This is a genomic window from Flavobacterium sp. AK-345 (assembly GCF_058310175.1).
The window spans coordinates 1-16,802 of the sequence record NZ_JBZEER010000018.1 but is presented as its reverse complement, the minus strand read 5'-3'; the positions used below and the strand labels follow the sequence as shown (position 1 = coordinate 16,802).

At 35.0% G+C, this 16,802-nt stretch carries 15 protein-coding genes and 3 tRNA genes; 8 read left to right on the top strand and 10 right to left on the bottom strand.

The window, feature by feature from the left end; all coding sequences use genetic code 11:
• Positions 1-164: 164 nt before the first annotated feature.
• On the bottom strand, positions 165-2,678 hold the full coding sequence (gene nirB, locus AC4FQ3_RS21555; RefSeq protein ID WP_491183242.1) for a nitrite reductase large subunit NirB: 2,514 nt from the start codon (positions 2,676-2,678) through the stop codon (positions 165-167).
• 269 nt (positions 2,679-2,947) lie between these two features.
• On the opposite strand from nirB, the gene AC4FQ3_RS21550 reads away from it, so the two are divergent.
• Positions 2,948-3,724, top strand: coding sequence for an META domain-containing protein (locus AC4FQ3_RS21550; protein WP_491183241.1), 777 nt, complete (start codon positions 2,948-2,950; stop codon positions 3,722-3,724).
• Between the two features lie 110 nt (positions 3,725-3,834).
• Positions 3,835-4,266: an META domain-containing protein gene (locus AC4FQ3_RS21545; protein WP_491183240.1), complete on the top strand. Its 432-nt coding sequence runs from the start codon at positions 3,835-3,837 to the stop codon at positions 4,264-4,266.
• A gap of 147 nt (positions 4,267-4,413) precedes the next feature.
• Here the strand turns inward: AC4FQ3_RS21545 and AC4FQ3_RS21540 are convergent, their stop codons facing one another.
• Entirely contained in the window at positions 4,414-5,691 is a 1,278-nt protein-coding gene (locus tag AC4FQ3_RS21540) for a DUF2130 domain-containing protein (RefSeq protein ID WP_042562991.1), read from the bottom strand.
• A gap of 371 nt (positions 5,692-6,062) precedes the next feature.
• Positions 6,063-6,950, bottom strand: coding sequence for a LysR family transcriptional regulator (locus AC4FQ3_RS21535; RefSeq protein WP_491183239.1), 888 nt, complete (start codon positions 6,948-6,950; stop codon positions 6,063-6,065).
• Between the two features lie 208 nt (positions 6,951-7,158).
• On the opposite strand from AC4FQ3_RS21535, the gene AC4FQ3_RS21530 reads away from it, so the two are divergent.
• Together AC4FQ3_RS21530 and AC4FQ3_RS21525 are read left to right on the top strand one after the other, a co-directional pair.
• A complete protein-coding gene (locus tag AC4FQ3_RS21530) occupies positions 7,159-7,866 on the top strand; it encodes a class I SAM-dependent methyltransferase (protein ID WP_491183238.1) in 708 nt (235 codons plus the stop codon).
• Positions 7,867-8,036: 170 nt separating this feature from the next.
• Complete coding sequence (locus AC4FQ3_RS21525) at positions 8,037-9,278, top strand: dipeptidase (RefSeq protein WP_073395164.1); 1,242 nt, start codon at positions 8,037-8,039, stop codon at positions 9,276-9,278.
• A gap of 36 nt (positions 9,279-9,314) precedes the next feature.
• Here the strand turns inward: AC4FQ3_RS21525 and AC4FQ3_RS21520 are convergent, their stop codons facing one another.
• The 4 genes from AC4FQ3_RS21520 to AC4FQ3_RS21505 form a co-directional block, all read right to left on the bottom strand.
• The gene (locus tag AC4FQ3_RS21520; RefSeq protein WP_491183237.1) at positions 9,315-9,788 is read right to left on the bottom strand and encodes a DUF3291 domain-containing protein; all 474 of its coding nucleotides are present in this window, start codon (positions 9,786-9,788) and stop codon (positions 9,315-9,317) included.
• 56 nt (positions 9,789-9,844) lie between these two features.
• Positions 9,845-10,123 carry a putative quinol monooxygenase gene (locus tag AC4FQ3_RS21515; RefSeq protein ID WP_073395162.1) on the bottom strand — a complete coding sequence of 93 codons (279 nt, stop codon included), beginning with the start codon at positions 10,121-10,123 and terminating at the stop codon, positions 9,845-9,847.
• 1 nt (position 10,124) lies between these two features.
• Positions 10,125-10,730, bottom strand: coding sequence for an NAD(P)H-dependent oxidoreductase (locus AC4FQ3_RS21510; protein ID WP_491183236.1), 606 nt, complete (start codon positions 10,728-10,730; stop codon positions 10,125-10,127).
• Between the two features lie 321 nt (positions 10,731-11,051).
• A complete protein-coding gene (locus tag AC4FQ3_RS21505; protein WP_491183235.1) occupies positions 11,052-12,038 on the bottom strand; it encodes an aldo/keto reductase in 987 nt (328 codons plus the stop codon).
• 119 nt (positions 12,039-12,157) lie between these two features.
• On the opposite strand from AC4FQ3_RS21505, the gene AC4FQ3_RS21500 reads away from it, so the two are divergent.
• A complete protein-coding gene (locus AC4FQ3_RS21500) occupies positions 12,158-13,003 on the top strand; it encodes an AraC family transcriptional regulator (RefSeq protein ID WP_073395159.1) in 846 nt (281 codons plus the stop codon).
• Positions 13,004-13,070: 67 nt separating this feature from the next.
• Here AC4FQ3_RS21500 and AC4FQ3_RS21495 read toward each other — a convergent pair whose 3' ends face one another.
• The 3 genes from AC4FQ3_RS21495 to AC4FQ3_RS21485 all read right to left on the bottom strand — a co-directional run bounded on the left by AC4FQ3_RS21495 (position 13,071) and on the right by AC4FQ3_RS21485 (position 16,172).
• On the bottom strand, positions 13,071-14,129 hold the full coding sequence (locus AC4FQ3_RS21495) for an SMI1/KNR4 family protein (protein WP_491183234.1): 1,059 nt from the start codon (positions 14,127-14,129) through the stop codon (positions 13,071-13,073).
• A 32-nt stretch (positions 14,130-14,161) separates the two neighbouring features.
• A complete protein-coding gene (locus AC4FQ3_RS21490) occupies positions 14,162-14,923 on the bottom strand; it encodes a C40 family peptidase (RefSeq protein ID WP_491183233.1) in 762 nt (253 codons plus the stop codon).
• A 70-nt stretch (positions 14,924-14,993) separates the two neighbouring features.
• On the bottom strand, positions 14,994-16,172 hold the full coding sequence (locus AC4FQ3_RS21485) for an acetyl-CoA C-acyltransferase (RefSeq protein WP_042562981.1): 1,179 nt from the start codon (positions 16,170-16,172) through the stop codon (positions 14,994-14,996).
• A 249-nt stretch (positions 16,173-16,421) separates the two neighbouring features.
• Between AC4FQ3_RS21485 and AC4FQ3_RS21480 the strand changes: the two genes are divergently transcribed.
• The 3 genes from AC4FQ3_RS21480 to AC4FQ3_RS21470 all read left to right on the top strand — a co-directional run bounded on the left by AC4FQ3_RS21480 (position 16,422) and on the right by AC4FQ3_RS21470 (position 16,703).
• A tRNA-Ser gene (locus AC4FQ3_RS21480) sits at positions 16,422-16,505 on the top strand.
• A 15-nt stretch (positions 16,506-16,520) separates the two neighbouring features.
• Positions 16,521-16,595 (top strand) — tRNA-Pro (locus AC4FQ3_RS21475).
• A gap of 34 nt (positions 16,596-16,629) precedes the next feature.
• Positions 16,630-16,703: transfer RNA gene (locus tag AC4FQ3_RS21470), tRNA-Arg, on the top strand.
• The last annotated feature ends 99 nt before the right edge of the window (positions 16,704-16,802 follow it).

Sequence of the window (16,802 nt, the reverse complement as noted above, 5' to 3'; positions counted from 1 at the left end):
GACAGCAAACGTTTGTGATATTTTTATTTTTTTTTTGGAGCTGAATTTTTTAATTAAAAATTGAGAATTAAAAATTAAAAATCTTTGAAAGCTATATGTGTAGTGAAATGCCTTTATTCACTACAATAAGCTATGTTTCTATGTGTTTAAAAATGAAATATAAATTAAGACCACGCTTTTGGCGCTTTTTGATCTCGTAACGGAACAAAAACAACATTGTCATCTTTCTCATCAGAGTTTACAAAATGGTTAAAACGTTTTAATAATCTTGGTTTTTCAAGAACTTGTTTCCATTCGCATTCAAAAGTGTTTACCAGAGTCTGCATTTCGGCTTCCAGCGTTTCGCAGATTCCTAAACTATCTTCGATAATTACTTCTTTAAGATATTCTAAACCCCCGTCTAGTTTTTCTAACCAGGTCGAAGTTCGAATCAGCGGACCAGCCGTGCGGATGTAATACATTAAAAAGCGATCCATGTATTTGATAACGGTTTCTTTATCAATTTTTTCGGCTAATAAAACAGCGTGTTTTGGGTTGGCACCACCATTTCCGGCAATGTATAAATTCCAGCCGCCTTCAACAGCGATAAGTCCAAAATCTTTTCCGCGAGCCTCGGCACATTCGCGAATACAAGCCGAAACACCACCTTTTAATTTATGCGGAGAACGAATTCCTTTATATCTGTTTTCCAGTTCGATGGCAAATCCGGCGCTGTCGTCCATTCCGTAACGGCACCAGGCATTTCCAACACAACTTTTTACGGCACGAAGCGATTTTCCGTAAGCATGACCGCTTTCAAAACCATTATCGATTAATATTTTCCATATTTTTGGCAAATCGCTCAAATGTGCTCCGAATAAGTCAACACGTTGAGCGCCTGTGATTTTAGTGTACAAATCAAATTGTTTGGCAACTTCTCCAATTACAATTAATTTCTCTGCAGTAATTTCTCCTCCGGCAACTCTCGGCACAACAGAATACGTTCCGTTTCGTTGAATATTAGCCAAAAATCTATCGTTTGTATCTTGAGTTGTAACATGTTTATTGGCAGTATCATTGTAGATACTAGAGAATATTGAGGCAACAACAGGTTTGCAAATTTCGCAGCCGTCGCCTTTACCGTGATGATCTATTACATCATAAAAGTTCTCATATTTATTGATTTTTACCAAATCGAATAATTCCTGACGATTATAATTGAAATGCTCACAAATAACTTCTTTTACTTCTTTTCCAAGTGATTTTTGAGTGGCTTTTACCAAATCAGAAACCATTGGTTTACAGCCGCCACAGCCAGAAGTTGCTTTGGTATGTTTTACAACATCAGAAAAACTAGAACAGATTTCGTCTAAAAGTGAACAGCAAATAGCACCTTTAGTCACATTTTCGCAAGAACAAATTACGGCGGTGTCCGGTAAATCCATCACACTTCCTAAACTTGAACCTTCAGATCCATCACGAGAACCTAAAATTAAATCTTCCGGATTTTTAGGCAAAGCCATTGCATTGCTGTAAATCTGAAAAAGTGAATTGTAATCGCTGGCATCGCCAACTAAAATCCCGCCTAATAAGGTTTTAGAATCTTTGGTAACGTTGATTCTTTTGTAAATTCCGCTTAATTTATTCTCATAAACAATTGCGGTTACATCATTATTTTCGATAAAAGGATCACCAAAACTCGCTACTTCAACACCAATTAATTTTAATTGAGTCGACATATCGATGGTTTCTCTCATGGTTTTTGTGCCATTTAAGATTTGCTCTGCAGCGACATCGGCCATTTCGTAACCTGGAGCAACAAGCCCGTAAATGTTTTGATTGTATAATGCTACTTCGCCAATGGCATAAATAGAAGGATCTGATGTTTGCATTTGATTGTTTACCACAACGCCGCCTCGTAAACCGACTTCAAGTCCTGAAACCCGAGCTAATTCGTCGCGAGGTTTAATTCCGGCAGAAATAACCAACATGTCCACTTTTAACAATTCGTCATCTGCAAACATCATTCCCGTTATGCATGCTGCACCGTCAATATATTGCGTGGCTTTGTTAAGATGAATGCCAATATTTAATTCTTCAATTTTAGATTGCAGCATATCACTCGCACCTTTGTCTAATTGCCTAGGCATCAAACGTGGTGCAAATTCTACAACATGCGGATTCAAACCCAGATCTCTTACTGCTTTTGCAGCTTCCAATCCTAATAATCCTCCACCCAAAACTGCAGCTTCTGTCGCACCTTTTTGTTTTATTTTTTTAGCGTAAGCCATAATCGCATCCAGATCTTCGATAGTTCTGTACACAAAAACACCTTCTTTTTCTACACCATCAATTGGTGGTACAAAAGCCGATGAGCCAGTTGCAAGAACTAAGTAATCGTACGTATGTGTTTTTTCTAAATGAGTATGGATTGTTTTTTCAGATCGGTTAATATCTGTAATTAATTCAGAAGTGTTAAGAATAATGTTGTTTTCTGTGTACCAGTTACTTGTTGATAATGATAAATCATCTGCTGTTTTTCCTCCAAAGTACTCACTTAAGTGAACTCTGTCGTAAGCGCGCCTTGGCTCTTCACCAAAAATGGTAATCTGATACTTTTCCTGTCCTGATTTTGCAATGAATTTTTCGCAAAATTTATAACCAACCATGCCGTTTCCAACTACTATTACTCTTATCATGATTTCTTTAATTAAGTATTACTACGCAAATATAAGTATTTATACTTATAAAATACGTATTGTATTTAATTTTTTAATTAAGATGTCTTTAATGTAATTACGTATTTAGCCGTAATCTTTTACGTAGTGGGCGTTTCTAGTGAATTATTGTAATAGAAATTATTTAAAATTTGAAAACATTCTAAATAAGAGTTTCAAAAAATTGTCGTAAATTGATAAGAATTTTATATATGTTTTTCACTAAGTAAATATCTCTTAATAAAATGGTTATGAAAAGTATAATTTCATTATTGCTGTTGTTTTCTTTATTCGTGAGCTGTAAATCTGCTGCGGTCAAAAGTTCAGATCCACAAACTACTTCTGAATATGGAACTCAGGAAGATGAGATGAAGTATTATTTTACAGCAACCGGAAACGAACCTTTTTGGGGATTGAAAATGGGGAATGATGAAATTGTTTTCACATCGTTGATTACCGGAAAAGAAAAAATTATTTTCCCCTCTGTTCAAGCCATAAAAGCAATGGATGCCAATGTAAAAATGTATAAAGTAAGTAATGAAACTTCTACAGCGACAATTACAATTCAGCAATTGGAATGTCAGAATTCAATGTCGGGAGCAATTTCTCCTTATAAAGTTACAGTTGAAATAAAGAAGAACTCCGAATTAGAAGCTGAAAAACTGAGTGGCTGCGGAAAATATAATACAGATTACCGCTTGCATGATATTTGGGTTCTCGAAGAATTAAATGGTTTCAAAGTTTTTATAACCGATTTTCAAAGAGAATTACCAAGAATTGAAATTAATTCTGCAGAAAATAAATTTATGGGTTATGGCGGCTGCAATGCAATTAGCGGTACTATATTTTATGAAAAGGATTTGCTAAGATTCTCAAAAGTTATTTCGACTTTAATGGCTTGTGCAGGAAATAAAGAAGGCGAATTTGTAAAAGCGCTTCAAAATGTAACCACTTATAAAATAGGTGATAATAAATTAATGTTTTCTAATCCGTCCGGGAAGTTATTGGTTTTTAAAAAAGTGGATTAGAACCTTACTTTAAAATGTCTTAATATGTTTTAAAAAAATCTTATTCTATATAAGTGATACTTTCAAGTCAGAATATTTTTGTAAAATAAAACTTATAAAAAATATTTTACATGAAAAGGATTTTAATGTTATTTATTGCAGGTTCATTGGCTTTTGGATGTAAATCTGCTAAAGAAACAAATGCAACAGTATCGACTAACGAAAAGGCAATTGAAAAGAAATTGCAGCAAACATGGGTTTTAGAAAATTTAAACGGTAAAGTTGTTACTGATAAAGACTTTTCAAGCTTACCAAAAATTGTAATGAATCCAGCAACGTTTTCAGGTTCAACTGGATGTAATGCTATCAAAGGAAATTTATTATCTAAAGGCGAAGGTCAAATTCAGTTTTTAAATCTTACGTCAGAAACTAAAAAATGTGATGCAAAAAAAGAAGCTGAATTTTTGCAGTTGTTGAGAACAAATTCAGGTTATTCTATTAAGGAAAATAAATTATTCCTTTCAAACCAATTTGGATTAACAATGTCATTCAAAAAAGGTTAATTAAAAAGAAACCAAAAACTAAAGGCTTCGCTAGTAATAGTGAAGCCTTTTTTTTTGTGTTTTCATTACTACAAAGGAGTAAAAATCCGCGAAAATCCGTGTCTTCGCGTTAGCGAATCCGCGTCATCCGCGTTCTATCTCGTAATATTATTCCGGTAATTCTTTTGGATCTTCGTCTTCCTCAATAAAATCAAGTTCTAAAGCACGCACAGTCTGAACTGCATTTCCTGCAATACCGCGGATTGAACCATACATTCCTAAAGTATTATGTACCACCTTTTCAATTTGTTTTTCACGTTGTTTCCAGATTCTTTGCATCGCTCTTTTTTCGGCATCAAGATCGCCTTGCATTTGCGTGAAGCCTTCTACAATTCCTTCAATTTGTAAACGAAATTCGTTGCTGGTTAAAAAATCATACAACATCGACATTTTATCGCCTTTATTTTCCTGAGCCTGAACCGCCTGACTTACCTGAATTAAAGATTGACGCAAAACAGCACTTAAACCTTTAAATTCTTCATAAGTACAAATCCAGATTCCGTCACGCATTCCCATTCTGTCCATTCCGGCTGGCATTACTTCGGTAACCAAAACCCCAATATTGGCTCTTTTGGTTCTAATGTCATTTTTAAATTTCTCAATCCACGATGGTTGAAAAGCTTTTGTACGTTTGCTTTCGTAATAAATAGAACCACAATTTTGCAATTCACGCGTGTTTACAATTTGAAGACAATCGGCACCATTCGCGCCTTTTTTAACTTCATCAATACTGTCCAATGGAAAATTATTCGCCAGCCATTCTTCAATCGCTAATTCCATTACTTCGCCTTGCAATTGCATAGAACCTTGTTCCTGCTTACGTTTCATTTCCTCGATCAGCTTTTTTTGATCGTCAGATTGTTTTTGGTATTCTTTTATTTTAAGCTCGTTTTTTTCTTCTTCCTGTTTACGAATTTTATCACGTTCGAGAACCAAAGTTTCATTAAGTTGTTTTTGAGCTTGTGCTTCAATAGCGTCTTTCATCTCCAGTTTTTCACGCTGAAGCTTCAATATTTCGCCTTCCATTTTATTTAATTCACGAAGTTTCTCCGACTTTTCAGAAAGCTCTTTTTCCATTGCAACCAAACGATCTTTGTTTTCTTCGTCGAGTTTGGTTTTTATTTTTTCGGTAATTTCTTTTTCGGCTGTCTTTTTTTCACGTTCTAAACGTTCAGCAAAAAGTTCATTTTCCTGTTTCTTTTTGGCTTCAAACTCAGCTTTAGCTTTTTCTAATTGCTCGTTTTTAAGTTCTAATTCTTGTTTTTGAGCATTGGCTTTTTGTTGATATTCTTTACGGATACTATCTTCCAATTGATGTTTTAGAATATCATTTACATCGATTGTAGTTCCGCAATTTGGACACTGAATTGAAGATTGCTCTGCCATTTTATTGATTTTATTTAGATAATGTAATAATTTGCTAAGGTATCTAAAAGTTCATTCTTTTTAGGGAATTTACTTGTGATAAATTGTAACTTTTTTGCCACGAATTACACGAATTATATTTATGTTTCGTTCTGCTTACAGGTGCAATTTAATTCCTTTAAGCTTTTAGTTTTTACGGATTTCCATAATTTAATTAATCTCGCAAAGACGCAGAGTCGCAAAGTTTTTCGTTCGTCGAAATGAGAAGATTGGGGTTACTTTACGTTTCAAGGGATTAAAAATCCCTAGCTACAAAATAAATCATTCCTACGGAATTTTATAAAGAGTTCCGGAGGAACGGATCATATTGTAGGGATGGATTTTAATCCATTCTACGCGCGTTTTTTAAAATTCAATAAAAAATCAACCGCAGATTTTGTGATTTCAGAATCGTCTTCTTTTGAAGTGATTAAAGAAACATCAGTATACAAATTGACTTTCTTTAATTCGATAAAACCAATTTCCGGATCCTGATTGTTTCTGGCAATATTAGACGGAACAATCGAAATTCCTAAACCATTTTTTACCAATTGCACAATCGAATTGATGTTGTTTGATTCGTGAACAACTTTTGGCGTAAAACCATAAAAAGTACAAAGTTGCAATAAAACTTCATGATAATGCGGTGCGTAATCTTTGTTGAAAAACACAAAAGTTTCGTCTTTTAAATTCGGAATTTCTTTTTCAGAATTAATTTGGATGCAACTTTTGTTATAAACTACCGAAAATCCATCCTGAAACCACAATTGTGATTTTATTTTGGGAGATTTTATTGGAGAACGAATAATTCCCAATTCGATTTTTCCTTGTTCTAAAGCTGCAATTTGTTTGGTCGTTGAAACTTCAAATAATTTAAAATTTGCATACGGAAATTGTTCTTTGAGATGTTTTATTAATTCTGAAATTACTTCAGCATAAATCGAACTGATGTAAGCGATTCTGAATTCGCCCGAAATATTCTCGGCTATTTTTTTTGTTTTGATAGAAATGCGTTCCAGATTCTGAAAAAGTTCTCTAACTTCTTTCTCAAAGTATTTTCCGGCTTCGGTAAGTTCTACTTTTTTATTGTTCCTGATGAATAAACGTGCCTGGATTTCTTCCTCAAGTTCTATAATTTGTCTGCTTAAAGGCGGTTGAGAAATGAATAATTTTTCAGATGCTTTGGTAAAGTTTAATTCTTCGGCTACAGCCAAAAAATATTTCAGATGACGTAATTCCATAAATACCTATTAAGTATTAATAATTGACAAAATAAGTATTTTTGAAGTATATATGAAAGGAATACTTTTGAAAAAAATGTTTCACGCAGATTTGGCAGATTTAAGCAGATAAGTACAGATTTTTTATTTAGCTTGTGAAGAGTAAAAAAATCATTTTAAATCTGCCTTAATCTGCCAAATCTGCGTGAAAACCTAAAAACAGAAAACTATGAAAAAATCAACCATTGCAGAAATCAGGGAACGTTTTGATAATGATGTCGAACGATTCTCAAATTTAGAAACCGGACAAGTCGCCACAATCGACGCAACAATTTCTTTAGAATTAATTACAGAAGCTTCGAAAAGAATTATTCCAAATGCCAAAAGTGTTTTAGATATTGGCTGTGGCGCCGGAAATTATACTTTAAAAATGCTATCTAAAGTTCCGAATTTGAATTGCACTTTGGTCGATTTGAGTTTGCCGATGTTGGATCGTGCTTTTGAAAGGGTTTCTAATGAAACAAACGGTAAAGTAGAAGTGAAGCAAGGCGATATTCGTGAAGTTGATTTACAAGAAAATCATTTTGATATTATTTTGGCCGGAGCGGTTTTGCATCATTTGCGTGACGATCAGGATTGGGAAACGACCTTTACGAAAATATTTAAATTATTAAAATCAGGAGGATGTTTCATGATTTCGGATTTAATAACGCAAGACACAGAATTATTAAACGAATATACCTGGCAGCGTTATGGTGATTATCTTGAAGGAATTGGAGGTGCTGAATATCGCCAGAAAGTTTTGGATTATGTAGAAAAAGAAGATACACCAAGATCAATGAATTACCAATTGGATTTGATGAAAAAAGTGGGTTTTAAAAGTGTCGAAATTTTACACAAGAATATGTGTTTCGGTGCTTTTGGGGGAATTAAATAGATAAATTCCTGGCGTAGCTTTTTTGATTTCGGTAAAAGTTTAATCGGATGATTTTTGTTATTTGTCGGCTTGTATATTCGATCTGTATATTATTTGTTTAGCGAATACAAAAAAAGTGTTGTTTTGTACTATCAAGTTCTATTTTCTTTACAATAATTCAAAATATATAAATGGGCAATAATCAAGAATGGAATCGCAGACTTTTCCTAACAACCATGGGTGGAGCAGGAGCTGCTTTAATGTTAAATCCGCTTTTATCCTGGGCTTCAGTTGACCGGGATCCTCGAATTGAGGCTATTGTTGCCAAAACATTCGGCATTGATACTCATAATCACATCGATGTTCCGTTAATAAAATCAGAACTTCCGGGACCAAAAGTTGATTTGGCAAATGAGTTAAAAAAATCAGGTTTGTCTGCTATTTGTATGACGTTTGCGGTGGATTATCAAAAATTGGTGAATCCCGGTGATGCTTACGAACGATTTTTAAATGGTCTTACGGCAATGGATGAAATTTTGAAAGCTAATAATATGAAGCGTTCTTTAAATTTTAATGACCTTCAGCTTGCAAAAAATGCTAAAAAGCCAACAGTAATTCAGTCGGTTGAGGGCGGTCATTTTCTTGAAGGAAAGATTGATCGTTTGCAAATTGCTTACGATCGTGGTTTAAGACATTTGGGATTACTTCATGATAATGATGCTTCGGTTCCACTTGGTGATATTTTTACAAAAACACCACAATGGGGCGGACTTACTTCTTTTGGAATTGAAGTTATAAAGGAATGCGAAAGATTAGGGATTTTAGTTGATTTGTCGCATTGTGATGATAATACGGTTAATGGAGCTTTAAAAGTGGCAAAAAAACCTGTGCTTGTTTCACATACCGGACTTAATACGCGCCTTGGTCAAAATGAGTTCATGTCTAAAATGATGATGCCTCGTCTTATTAATAAAGAACAGGCTAAAATTGTGGCAGATAATGGCGGTGTAATTGGTGTTTGGACTCATCTTGCTGATTCTCCAACAGAATTTGCAGACAATATAAAAGCGATGGTTGATGTTGTAGGGATTGATCATGTTTGCATTGGAACAGATACAAAATTAACTCCGTCATATCGCTCTCCTAGTGATCAGGGACATAAGCCGGAAGGAGATAAAAAACCGAAAGAGCAGCAAGGTGAAAATTTTGGCCAGCCTAAAAAAGAAAACGATCAAAGAAATCAAAAAGGTCCGGAAGCTAATAAAAAACAAGGCGGCGGTACAACAAATGAAGCTTGGGGAGATTTAAAACAAGGATTTTATTACACCGTTGTAGAATCTTTATTGAAGACTGGTTTTACTGAAGATGAAATTGGTAAAATTGGAGGTGGAAATTATTGCAGAATATTTGATGCTGCAACTAAGAAATCTTAATTTATTGATATAAAAACAAAAGCGAAATAAAGATTTTTATTTCGCTTTTGTTTTGCTTTCATTTGGCGCAGGAAATTTATTTCTAAGATCAAAAACAATTTCTGATGCTCCATTTTGTTGCAAATAATCTAACTTTTCAACGGCTTCTTCAAGAGTAGGAATCTGACCTATAGGAATCCACCACATTGCAGTGTGCGCTTTTCCGAATTTTAAAAACCATTCTTTTCGACGTTTTAAAAATTCACTGTGAAACGTTTTGTACATGTAATGTTCTAACGTTTCGATGTTTTCCCAAACAGAAACATTCACAATTATTTGCTCGTCATTGTACGGGTTTAAGTTTGTTGCATTAGAGCTTTCGTCTTTTAGCCGCCAAACAAATCCTTCGCTTTTTTCGGCTAAGGTATTTACAAGATCTAAATTGTCTACAAACTCTTTCATGATTGGGTCATTAATATCGACACCTTTCATTTTTGCAATATTGATTTCGGCAAGATGATATTGGTTCATGTTTAAATATTTATATGAAGCAAGTTAGTTTTTTGAAATCTAATTATTGTAACTATTTATAAAGATTGTGTTGTTTTATAAACCAAAATAGGAGAGGCGACTAAACTTTCGCTTTGTTTGATAAAATCCTGTAAATAAGGTTGGTTATTGTGAATGTCAAGACCAGCCTGATCTTTCCATTCTTCCCAAATAATAAATACATTTTCGGTTGTGTGAAGATCGTAGCGAATGCAGGCGTCTTCTTTTCTGGTTTGGATAACTAAATTTTGAACCAGGTTTTTGACTTCTTCAATGTTTTCCTGCTTGCTTTTTATAATTGCGGTTATTGAGATCATATTATAAAGTTTTAAAAGTTTTTTCTAAGTGCTTTGTATAATTTTCTTTAAAGATGACAATGTTTTCTGCAGTTGCACCTTTTTCAACGTCATGAAAGTGGAAACTGTTTAGTTTTTCCATTCCTGTAAATTTATTCATTTTATGGAAACCAAACATAGCTCCGTCGTCTACAGATGTTTCTTCGAAGAATTCTCCCGGAAGTATGAAGGCTGTTGCAGGTGCATTCCAACTTGTGGTAAGCATGTATTTACGTCCGTGCAATTGTCCGCCGGTTCCGTAATTAATGTCGGGATTGGTTCTGGTTCTTCCGTCGCTTTTGTAGATTCCTTTGTTGTGTCCGGCTGTAAAAACGTCGTCGATGTATTTTTTGAAAAGGTTTGGTAATTGAAACCACCAAACCGGTGTGTGATACACGACAACATCGGCCCAAACGAATTTTTCGACTTCTTCGTCAAGATTAAAGTCTTGTTTGATGTCGGTTGTTTTTATTTCGAATTGTTTGGTGTTTGTTAAGTATTCGATTGTCCAGTCGGTAACGGTTTGGTTGAATTTTCCGCCTGAATGTGCGAAATTTTGACTTCCGTTGATGATAAATATTTTCTTCATTTTTCTTGTTTTCTTATGAATTCGTGAGTGTGAGGGATAGAGGCGGTATCCTTTTGTGAAGTGGAACGAAACAAAAGATATAGCCGAAAGCCCGACCCGGAGGGGCACACCCTGATTATTTTATTGTGAGTGTAATTTTTTAAACACATAGAAACATAGGCTTTTGCTTTGTGTTTAAAGAAGGCAGAAAGAAACTAGTTTCTCACACATAGCTTAGCTTTGTCAAGCTTTGTCAAAGTTTAAAACTTTGACAAAGCTCGGGAATGCTTTTTCACATTGCTATTGGCTATGTTTCTATGTGTTTAAATATTTTTAAGAATGCTATTTAACTTTCGCAATAGCCTGATTGATGAAATCCAGTTCGGAAAGTGATAAATCAAAATCCATTGCTTTTGCGTTTGAAATAGCTTGTTCTGCGTTTCTGGCTCCGGCTAAAACAATTGTGATTCCTTTTTGTAAAGTGGTCCAGCGTAAAACCAATTGCGAGATCGAAATGTGTTTTGCATTTGCCAGAGAACTCAATTCTTCGACCAACGTTTTTACTTTTTGAAGATCGAACTGACCGAAATAACCATTTCTGTGATCGTTGTCTTTTAGTTTGCCGTCTGTGAAATATTTTCCGGTTAATAGACCTCTTTCCATCGGGCTGTAAGCAATGATTCCGATGTTTTCTTTTAGCGTAAGCGGAATTAAATCGGTTTCAATTTTACGGTTCAGCATGCTAAACGGAACTTGATTTGAGGCTAATTTGATTGTTTTTTGTGCTTCCTGAATTTGCGAAACACTATAATTGCTAACTCCGGCTGCTTTGATTTTTCCTTGTTGAATAAGGGTTTCCAAAGCTTCCATCGTTTCGTGAATTGGCGTTGTAGAATCTGGCCAGTGAATTTGCAATAAGTCGATATAATCGGTTTGAAGGCGTTTTAAACTTTCTTCGACTTCTTTGATAATGTTGGCTTTTGAAGCGTATTTATAAACTGGGATTTTCTTTCCGTTGTCATCGGCATCGAAAAAGAAATCGCCTTTTTGGTTATTGCTTCCGTCCCAAACCAAACCAAATTTGGTCAATAACTGTACTTTTGAACGATCGTGAGATTTTAGAGCTTCGCCGATCATTTCTTCACTTAAACCAAATCCGTAAAAAGGAGCGGTGTCGATTGTGGTAACGCCGTTGTCGATTGAAGCGTGAATGGATGCGATTGAATCTGCTTTTTCATTTCCGCCCCACATGTTTCCGCCAATGGCAAATGCGCCGTATGTAATAGTTGATAATTCGAGTTCGCTATTGCCTAATTTTCTATATTCCATAATGTTGTATTTTAAATCTTAAATTTCACTTGGCAAAATTATACCATTTTTGTGGGTATAAAATTGTATATATTTGTCTTTTTTATGTAAATTTGCATCTTCAAATAATTTTTATCGTTATGAAAAAAGAAAATTTATACGAGCCTTTTTCTGTTTCTTTTGAAACTCTTGATGAATATCCGGATGTTGGAGATCGTCATAATTTCTTTGAGTTGGTCTATATTTTAGACGGAACAGGAAGGCAATGTATCAACAAAAATATTTTTGAATATGATGCTGGACATATGTTTTTATTAACGCCTGAGGATTGTCATAACTTTACAATTGAGACCAAAACGGAATTCTTCTTTTTGAGATTTAATGATATTTATTTGAAAAACTCAAGCCTGCAAAATGAGAATATTCAGCGTTTAGAATATATTTTGCAAAATGCAAATCATCAGCCGGGCTGTATTTTGAAGAATCAGGCAGATAAATGTTTGGTAAAAGTGATGGTGGAAGCAATTATTCGTGAACATCAGGATAAAGATGTTTATAATAAAGAATTGATTCAGCAATTGGTAAATACACTTATTATTGTTGTGGCACGAAATATTGCCAAGTATTTGCCGGAGCAGGTAAACATTGGCTGTGAGGCTAAAGCGATGGATATTTTGCAATATATTCAGAACAATATTTATTATCCTGAAAGAATTAAAGCAGAATCGCTTAGTGAGTATTTCGGAATTTCGAATACGTATTTAGGGCGTTATTTTAAGAAACATGCTAACGAAACGATGCAGCAATATATTAGCAATTATAAAACGAAACTGATCGAACATCGTTTGCAATTTAGCGATAAACGTATTAACGAAATTGCATATGAATTTGGCTTTACGGATGAGAGTCACTTTAATAAATTTTTTAAGAAACAGCGAGGGAACAGTCCTTCTGAGTTTAGGAGAACGATTCGTGTTAGTGCTTGATAAATTGGCACACGGATGAGACGCGGATTCGCAAGCGAAAACGCGGATTGTGGCGGATTTTTTTGTTTTAATCTTGATTTTCTTTGCCGGTAATGAAGTCGAAATGTTCTGTTTTGCCTGTTTTTAGGTTGTTGATTTCGTTTTTTAGAAGTTCTTCTAAGGATTCTGCAACTATATTTCGTTCCCAGGATTCGTTTTGAAGTTCTATGATTTGGCCAAATTTTCCTTTTTCGGCAGGATCTGTATCGTAGAGTAAATAATCTCCATTTCGTCCTGTTGCAAACGGAATCCATTTTGGGTTTGCGTAATTGTTGGTTTTTATTTTTTCGAAATCTATTTCCAGTTCGGGAAGATCGTCTTCGTCAAATTGTAAATCTTGTATCGAATTCCATTCTTCTGCAATATCTTCAAAAGGAATAAGATCGTATGTCCAATTGCTTATCAAAAACTGAAAAGCAGAAGTTACGGCATCGTATTCTACATTTTGAACTTTGTAAAAGTTTTGAAGCGCGGGCGGAATTATGATTTCATCTTCTAAGACTGAATGCTGTTCTAATTCTTCTGGAGAAATACCGTCTGTAAGATTGTAATAATCATTATCTGTTGCTACAATTTTATTAATTTCGGTAATCCATTCCTGCCATAATGATTCGAATTCTTTAAATTCCGGATCAACTGGTGTTTTGGCTTTCTTTTCTTTTTCCTCGTATGCAGCGATGTCAATAGCTGTTATTTTATCATCTTCTTTATTGAACCACACACTTATACCATTAAGAATAAAGGCACCGCTGTCATCTCCCTTGTAAAGTTTTACGAGTTGATTTTTATTGGATTTATAAAATTGAAATAGTTCTTGATTTTCAAAAATGAATTGACCTGTAAATGGGTTTTTCGAACAAAAATCGTAATTACCATAATTCAGATCGAGTAATAAATTTTCTGCTTTTACTCCTTCTTTAGAAAATGCAATAATGCCAAAATCGTCCCAGGTATAAATATGGTTATGTTGTTTTTTTAAATGTCGACAATCTCCCAAAATCTTTTTTAAGCTATCTATATCAATCGGAAATTGAATTGTAACATCATTAATTGTAAAATCTGTTTTAGAAAGTGAAAGCTTTGTCAAAGTATTATTTCTTTAAGGGATTGCTAAGAAAATTAAATGATCTTTTTGATTACACGTAGGTTGTGCGTGTGCTTATTTAATTCAGGATTGTAAACTCCTAAGTGGTCTAAACGGTCAATGCGTACTTTTCCACTGGCGTGAATGATGTAATTATTTTCCATTATGATACCAACGTGAATGATATTTCCTTCTTCGTTATCAAAAAAGGCTAAATCTCCTGGTTCACTTTCTTCGATGAAGCTTAAAGGCTCGCCATCAAGTGCTTGCTGAGAAGCGTCACGATGAATTTTGTATCCGTTTAGTTTGTATACCATTTGTGTAAAACCGGAACAATCGATTCCAAATGGTGTTTTTCCTCCCCAAAGATAGGGAGCGTTTAAATACATAAAAGCAGTATTTATTAAAGCGCTTTTAGGTTTTATACCGCTGGTTTTTGTGCCCTCGAAATCAAAGTTTGAAGTGTTGATTTCGCTATTGTTTAAAAATGATAAGGAAGCGCCAAGCGGAATGGGCAATAATAAGTTATCCGGCGCACTAATATAATCAATTAGGTCAGCATTAAGAATAATAGCTTCTTTGCTTAATTGGTTATAATTTGCTTCGGAAATTACCTGATATTGTTTCGAATCTACCCAGCCTTCATAATCATCAAACTGAATCTTTATTCGCGCCCATTGATTTTGACGTTCTAAAATTTCGATGTGTTCGCCAAACAAAAGTTGTGTAACGATTTCACTTCTGTCACTTGGCTCAGATCGAACAGGTACTATGGCTAGATTGCAAATTCCGAACATTTAGGGTAATTTATAAGTTGAAAATTAGGAGTTATTTTTTTAATAAACAACTCCTAATTTAATATTTTGTTTAAGCTCTTTCGATAACAATTGCAGATGCGCCACCACCACCGTTGCAAATTGCAGCAGCTCCGGTTTTGGCATTATTCTGTTCTAAAACATTCAGTAAAGTTACGATGATTCTTGCTCCCGAACATCCAAGAGGATGTCCTAAAGAAACAGCGCCACCATTTACGTTTACTTTTTCGTTATCTAAATTAAGGATTTTTGAATTGGCCAAACCAACAACAGCAAATGCCTCGTTGAATTCGAAATAATCAACATCGCCAATTGCAATTCCTGCTTTGTTTAATGCTTTTGGTAACGCTTTTGCAGGGCTTGTTGTAAACCATTTTGGCTCTTGTGCAGCATCTGCATATCCTTTTATGTAAGCTAAAGGTTTTAATCCTAATGCATTTGCTTTTTCTTCAGACATTAAAACCAAAGCGGCAGCTCCGTCATTTATTGTTGAAGCATTTGCAGCAGTAACTGTTCCGTCTTTTGTGAAAACAGCACTTAATGAAGGAATTTTATCTAATTTGACATTAGTATATTCTTCATCTTTTGAAAAGATAACGGGTTCGCCACGTCTTTGCGGAACTTCTACAGGGACAATTTCGTTATCGAATTTTCCGGCATCCCAGGCTTTAGCGCTTCTTTCATAAGATTGAATAGCAAAATTATCTTGTTCTTCACGGGTGATTTTGTATTCAGATGCACATAAATCAGCGCAAACTCCCATTGCGTTGTTATCGTAAGCATCTGTCAAACCATCTTTTTGCATTCCGTCCAGCATTGTTGCAGGACCAAATTTGTTTCCGTTACGCATTTGTACGTAATGCGGAATCAAACTCATGTTTTCCATTCCTCCGGCTACGACAATTTCGGCATCGCCACAAGCAATAGCCTGCGCTGCAAACATTACAGCTTTCATTCCGGATGCACAAACTTTGTTTACAGTTGTAGCGGCAACTTCCTCAGACAAACCGGCAAAAAGTGCGGCCTGACGTGCTGGTGCCTGACCAACTCCTGCTTGTACCACGTTGCCCATGAAAACTTCATCAACTAATTTTGGGTCAAGGTTAATTTTTTGAAGTGCGCCTTTTATAGCGGCAGCACCTAATTTTGGTGCGGGTACGGTAGATAAACCTCCCATGAAACTTCCGATAGGTGTTCTAACGGCAGAAACGATAACAACTCTTTTGTTCATTTTCTGTTAATATTAGTTAATCTAGCAAATTTACTGTTTATTTAAATAAATTCAAATTTTGTATCAATTTGTATGAGTTTCATTAGAATTTAAATTGAATATGAATTTTTTGTTAATTCTATTTGTTTGATTGTGAAGAGGTTTAAAAAAAAGATTGAAAAAAGATTAAAAAAAGCGCAGAAATAGTTGTGAGATATGGAATGTTGTCTTACATTTGCAACCGCAAAACAGGACACGTTCCTTGAGCTTGGAGAGGTGCCAGAGCGGTAATGGAGCAGATTGCTAATCTGTCGACGGGTAACCGTCGCCAGGGTTCGAGTCCCTGTCTCTCCGCTTAATTTTTGCCTTCGGGGTGTAGCGTAGCCCGGTTATCGCGCCTGCTTTGGGAGCAGGAGGCCGCAGGTTCGAATCCTGCCACCCCGACTTTTTTTTAAGAGTTTTTAATAAAAAACTTTTTGGTTCCATAGCTCAGCTGGATAGAGCAACGCACTTCTAATGCGTAGGTCGAAGGTTCGAATCCTTCTGGGATCACTGAAACTGATTTTTTAAATCAGTTTAAACGTTGAAAACCCGCATCATTACTACGATGCGGGTTTTTTTATTCCTCATCTTGTTTTCAAAAATGCTCAA

Excerpts from the sequence above, each read along its gene's own strand:
- AC4FQ3_RS21490 (WP_491183233.1), bottom strand. The coding sequence starts at position 14,923 with ATGTTCGGAATTTGCAATCTAGCCATAGTACCTGTTCGATCTGAGCCA.
- AC4FQ3_RS21505 (WP_491183235.1), bottom strand. The coding sequence starts at position 12,038 with ATGGAATATAGAAAATTAGGCAATAGCGAACTCGAATTATCAACTATT.
- AC4FQ3_RS21550 (WP_491183241.1), top strand. The coding sequence starts at position 2,948 with ATGAAAAGTATAATTTCATTATTGCTGTTGTTTTCTTTATTCGTGAGC.
- AC4FQ3_RS21545 (WP_491183240.1), top strand. The coding sequence starts at position 3,835 with ATGAAAAGGATTTTAATGTTATTTATTGCAGGTTCATTGGCTTTTGGA.
- AC4FQ3_RS21525 (WP_073395164.1), top strand. The coding sequence starts at position 8,037 with ATGGGCAATAATCAAGAATGGAATCGCAGACTTTTCCTAACAACCATG.
- AC4FQ3_RS21510 (WP_491183236.1), bottom strand. The coding sequence starts at position 10,730 with ATGAAGAAAATATTTATCATCAACGGAAGTCAAAATTTCGCACATTCA.
- AC4FQ3_RS21530 (WP_491183238.1), top strand. The coding sequence starts at position 7,159 with ATGAAAAAATCAACCATTGCAGAAATCAGGGAACGTTTTGATAATGAT.
- nirB (WP_491183242.1), bottom strand. The coding sequence starts at position 2,678 with ATGATAAGAGTAATAGTAGTTGGAAACGGCATGGTTGGTTATAAATTT.
- AC4FQ3_RS21500 (WP_073395159.1), top strand. The coding sequence starts at position 12,158 with ATGAAAAAAGAAAATTTATACGAGCCTTTTTCTGTTTCTTTTGAAACT.
- AC4FQ3_RS21535 (WP_491183239.1), bottom strand. The coding sequence starts at position 6,950 with ATGGAATTACGTCATCTGAAATATTTTTTGGCTGTAGCCGAAGAATTA.
- AC4FQ3_RS21540 (WP_042562991.1), bottom strand. The coding sequence starts at position 5,691 with ATGGCAGAGCAATCTTCAATTCAGTGTCCAAATTGCGGAACTACAATC.
- AC4FQ3_RS21515 (WP_073395162.1), bottom strand. The coding sequence starts at position 10,123 with ATGATCTCAATAACCGCAATTATAAAAAGCAAGCAGGAAAACATTGAA.
- AC4FQ3_RS21520 (WP_491183237.1), bottom strand. The coding sequence starts at position 9,788 with ATGAACCAATATCATCTTGCCGAAATCAATATTGCAAAAATGAAAGGT.
- AC4FQ3_RS21485 (WP_042562981.1), bottom strand. The coding sequence starts at position 16,172 with ATGAACAAAAGAGTTGTTATCGTTTCTGCCGTTAGAACACCTATCGGA.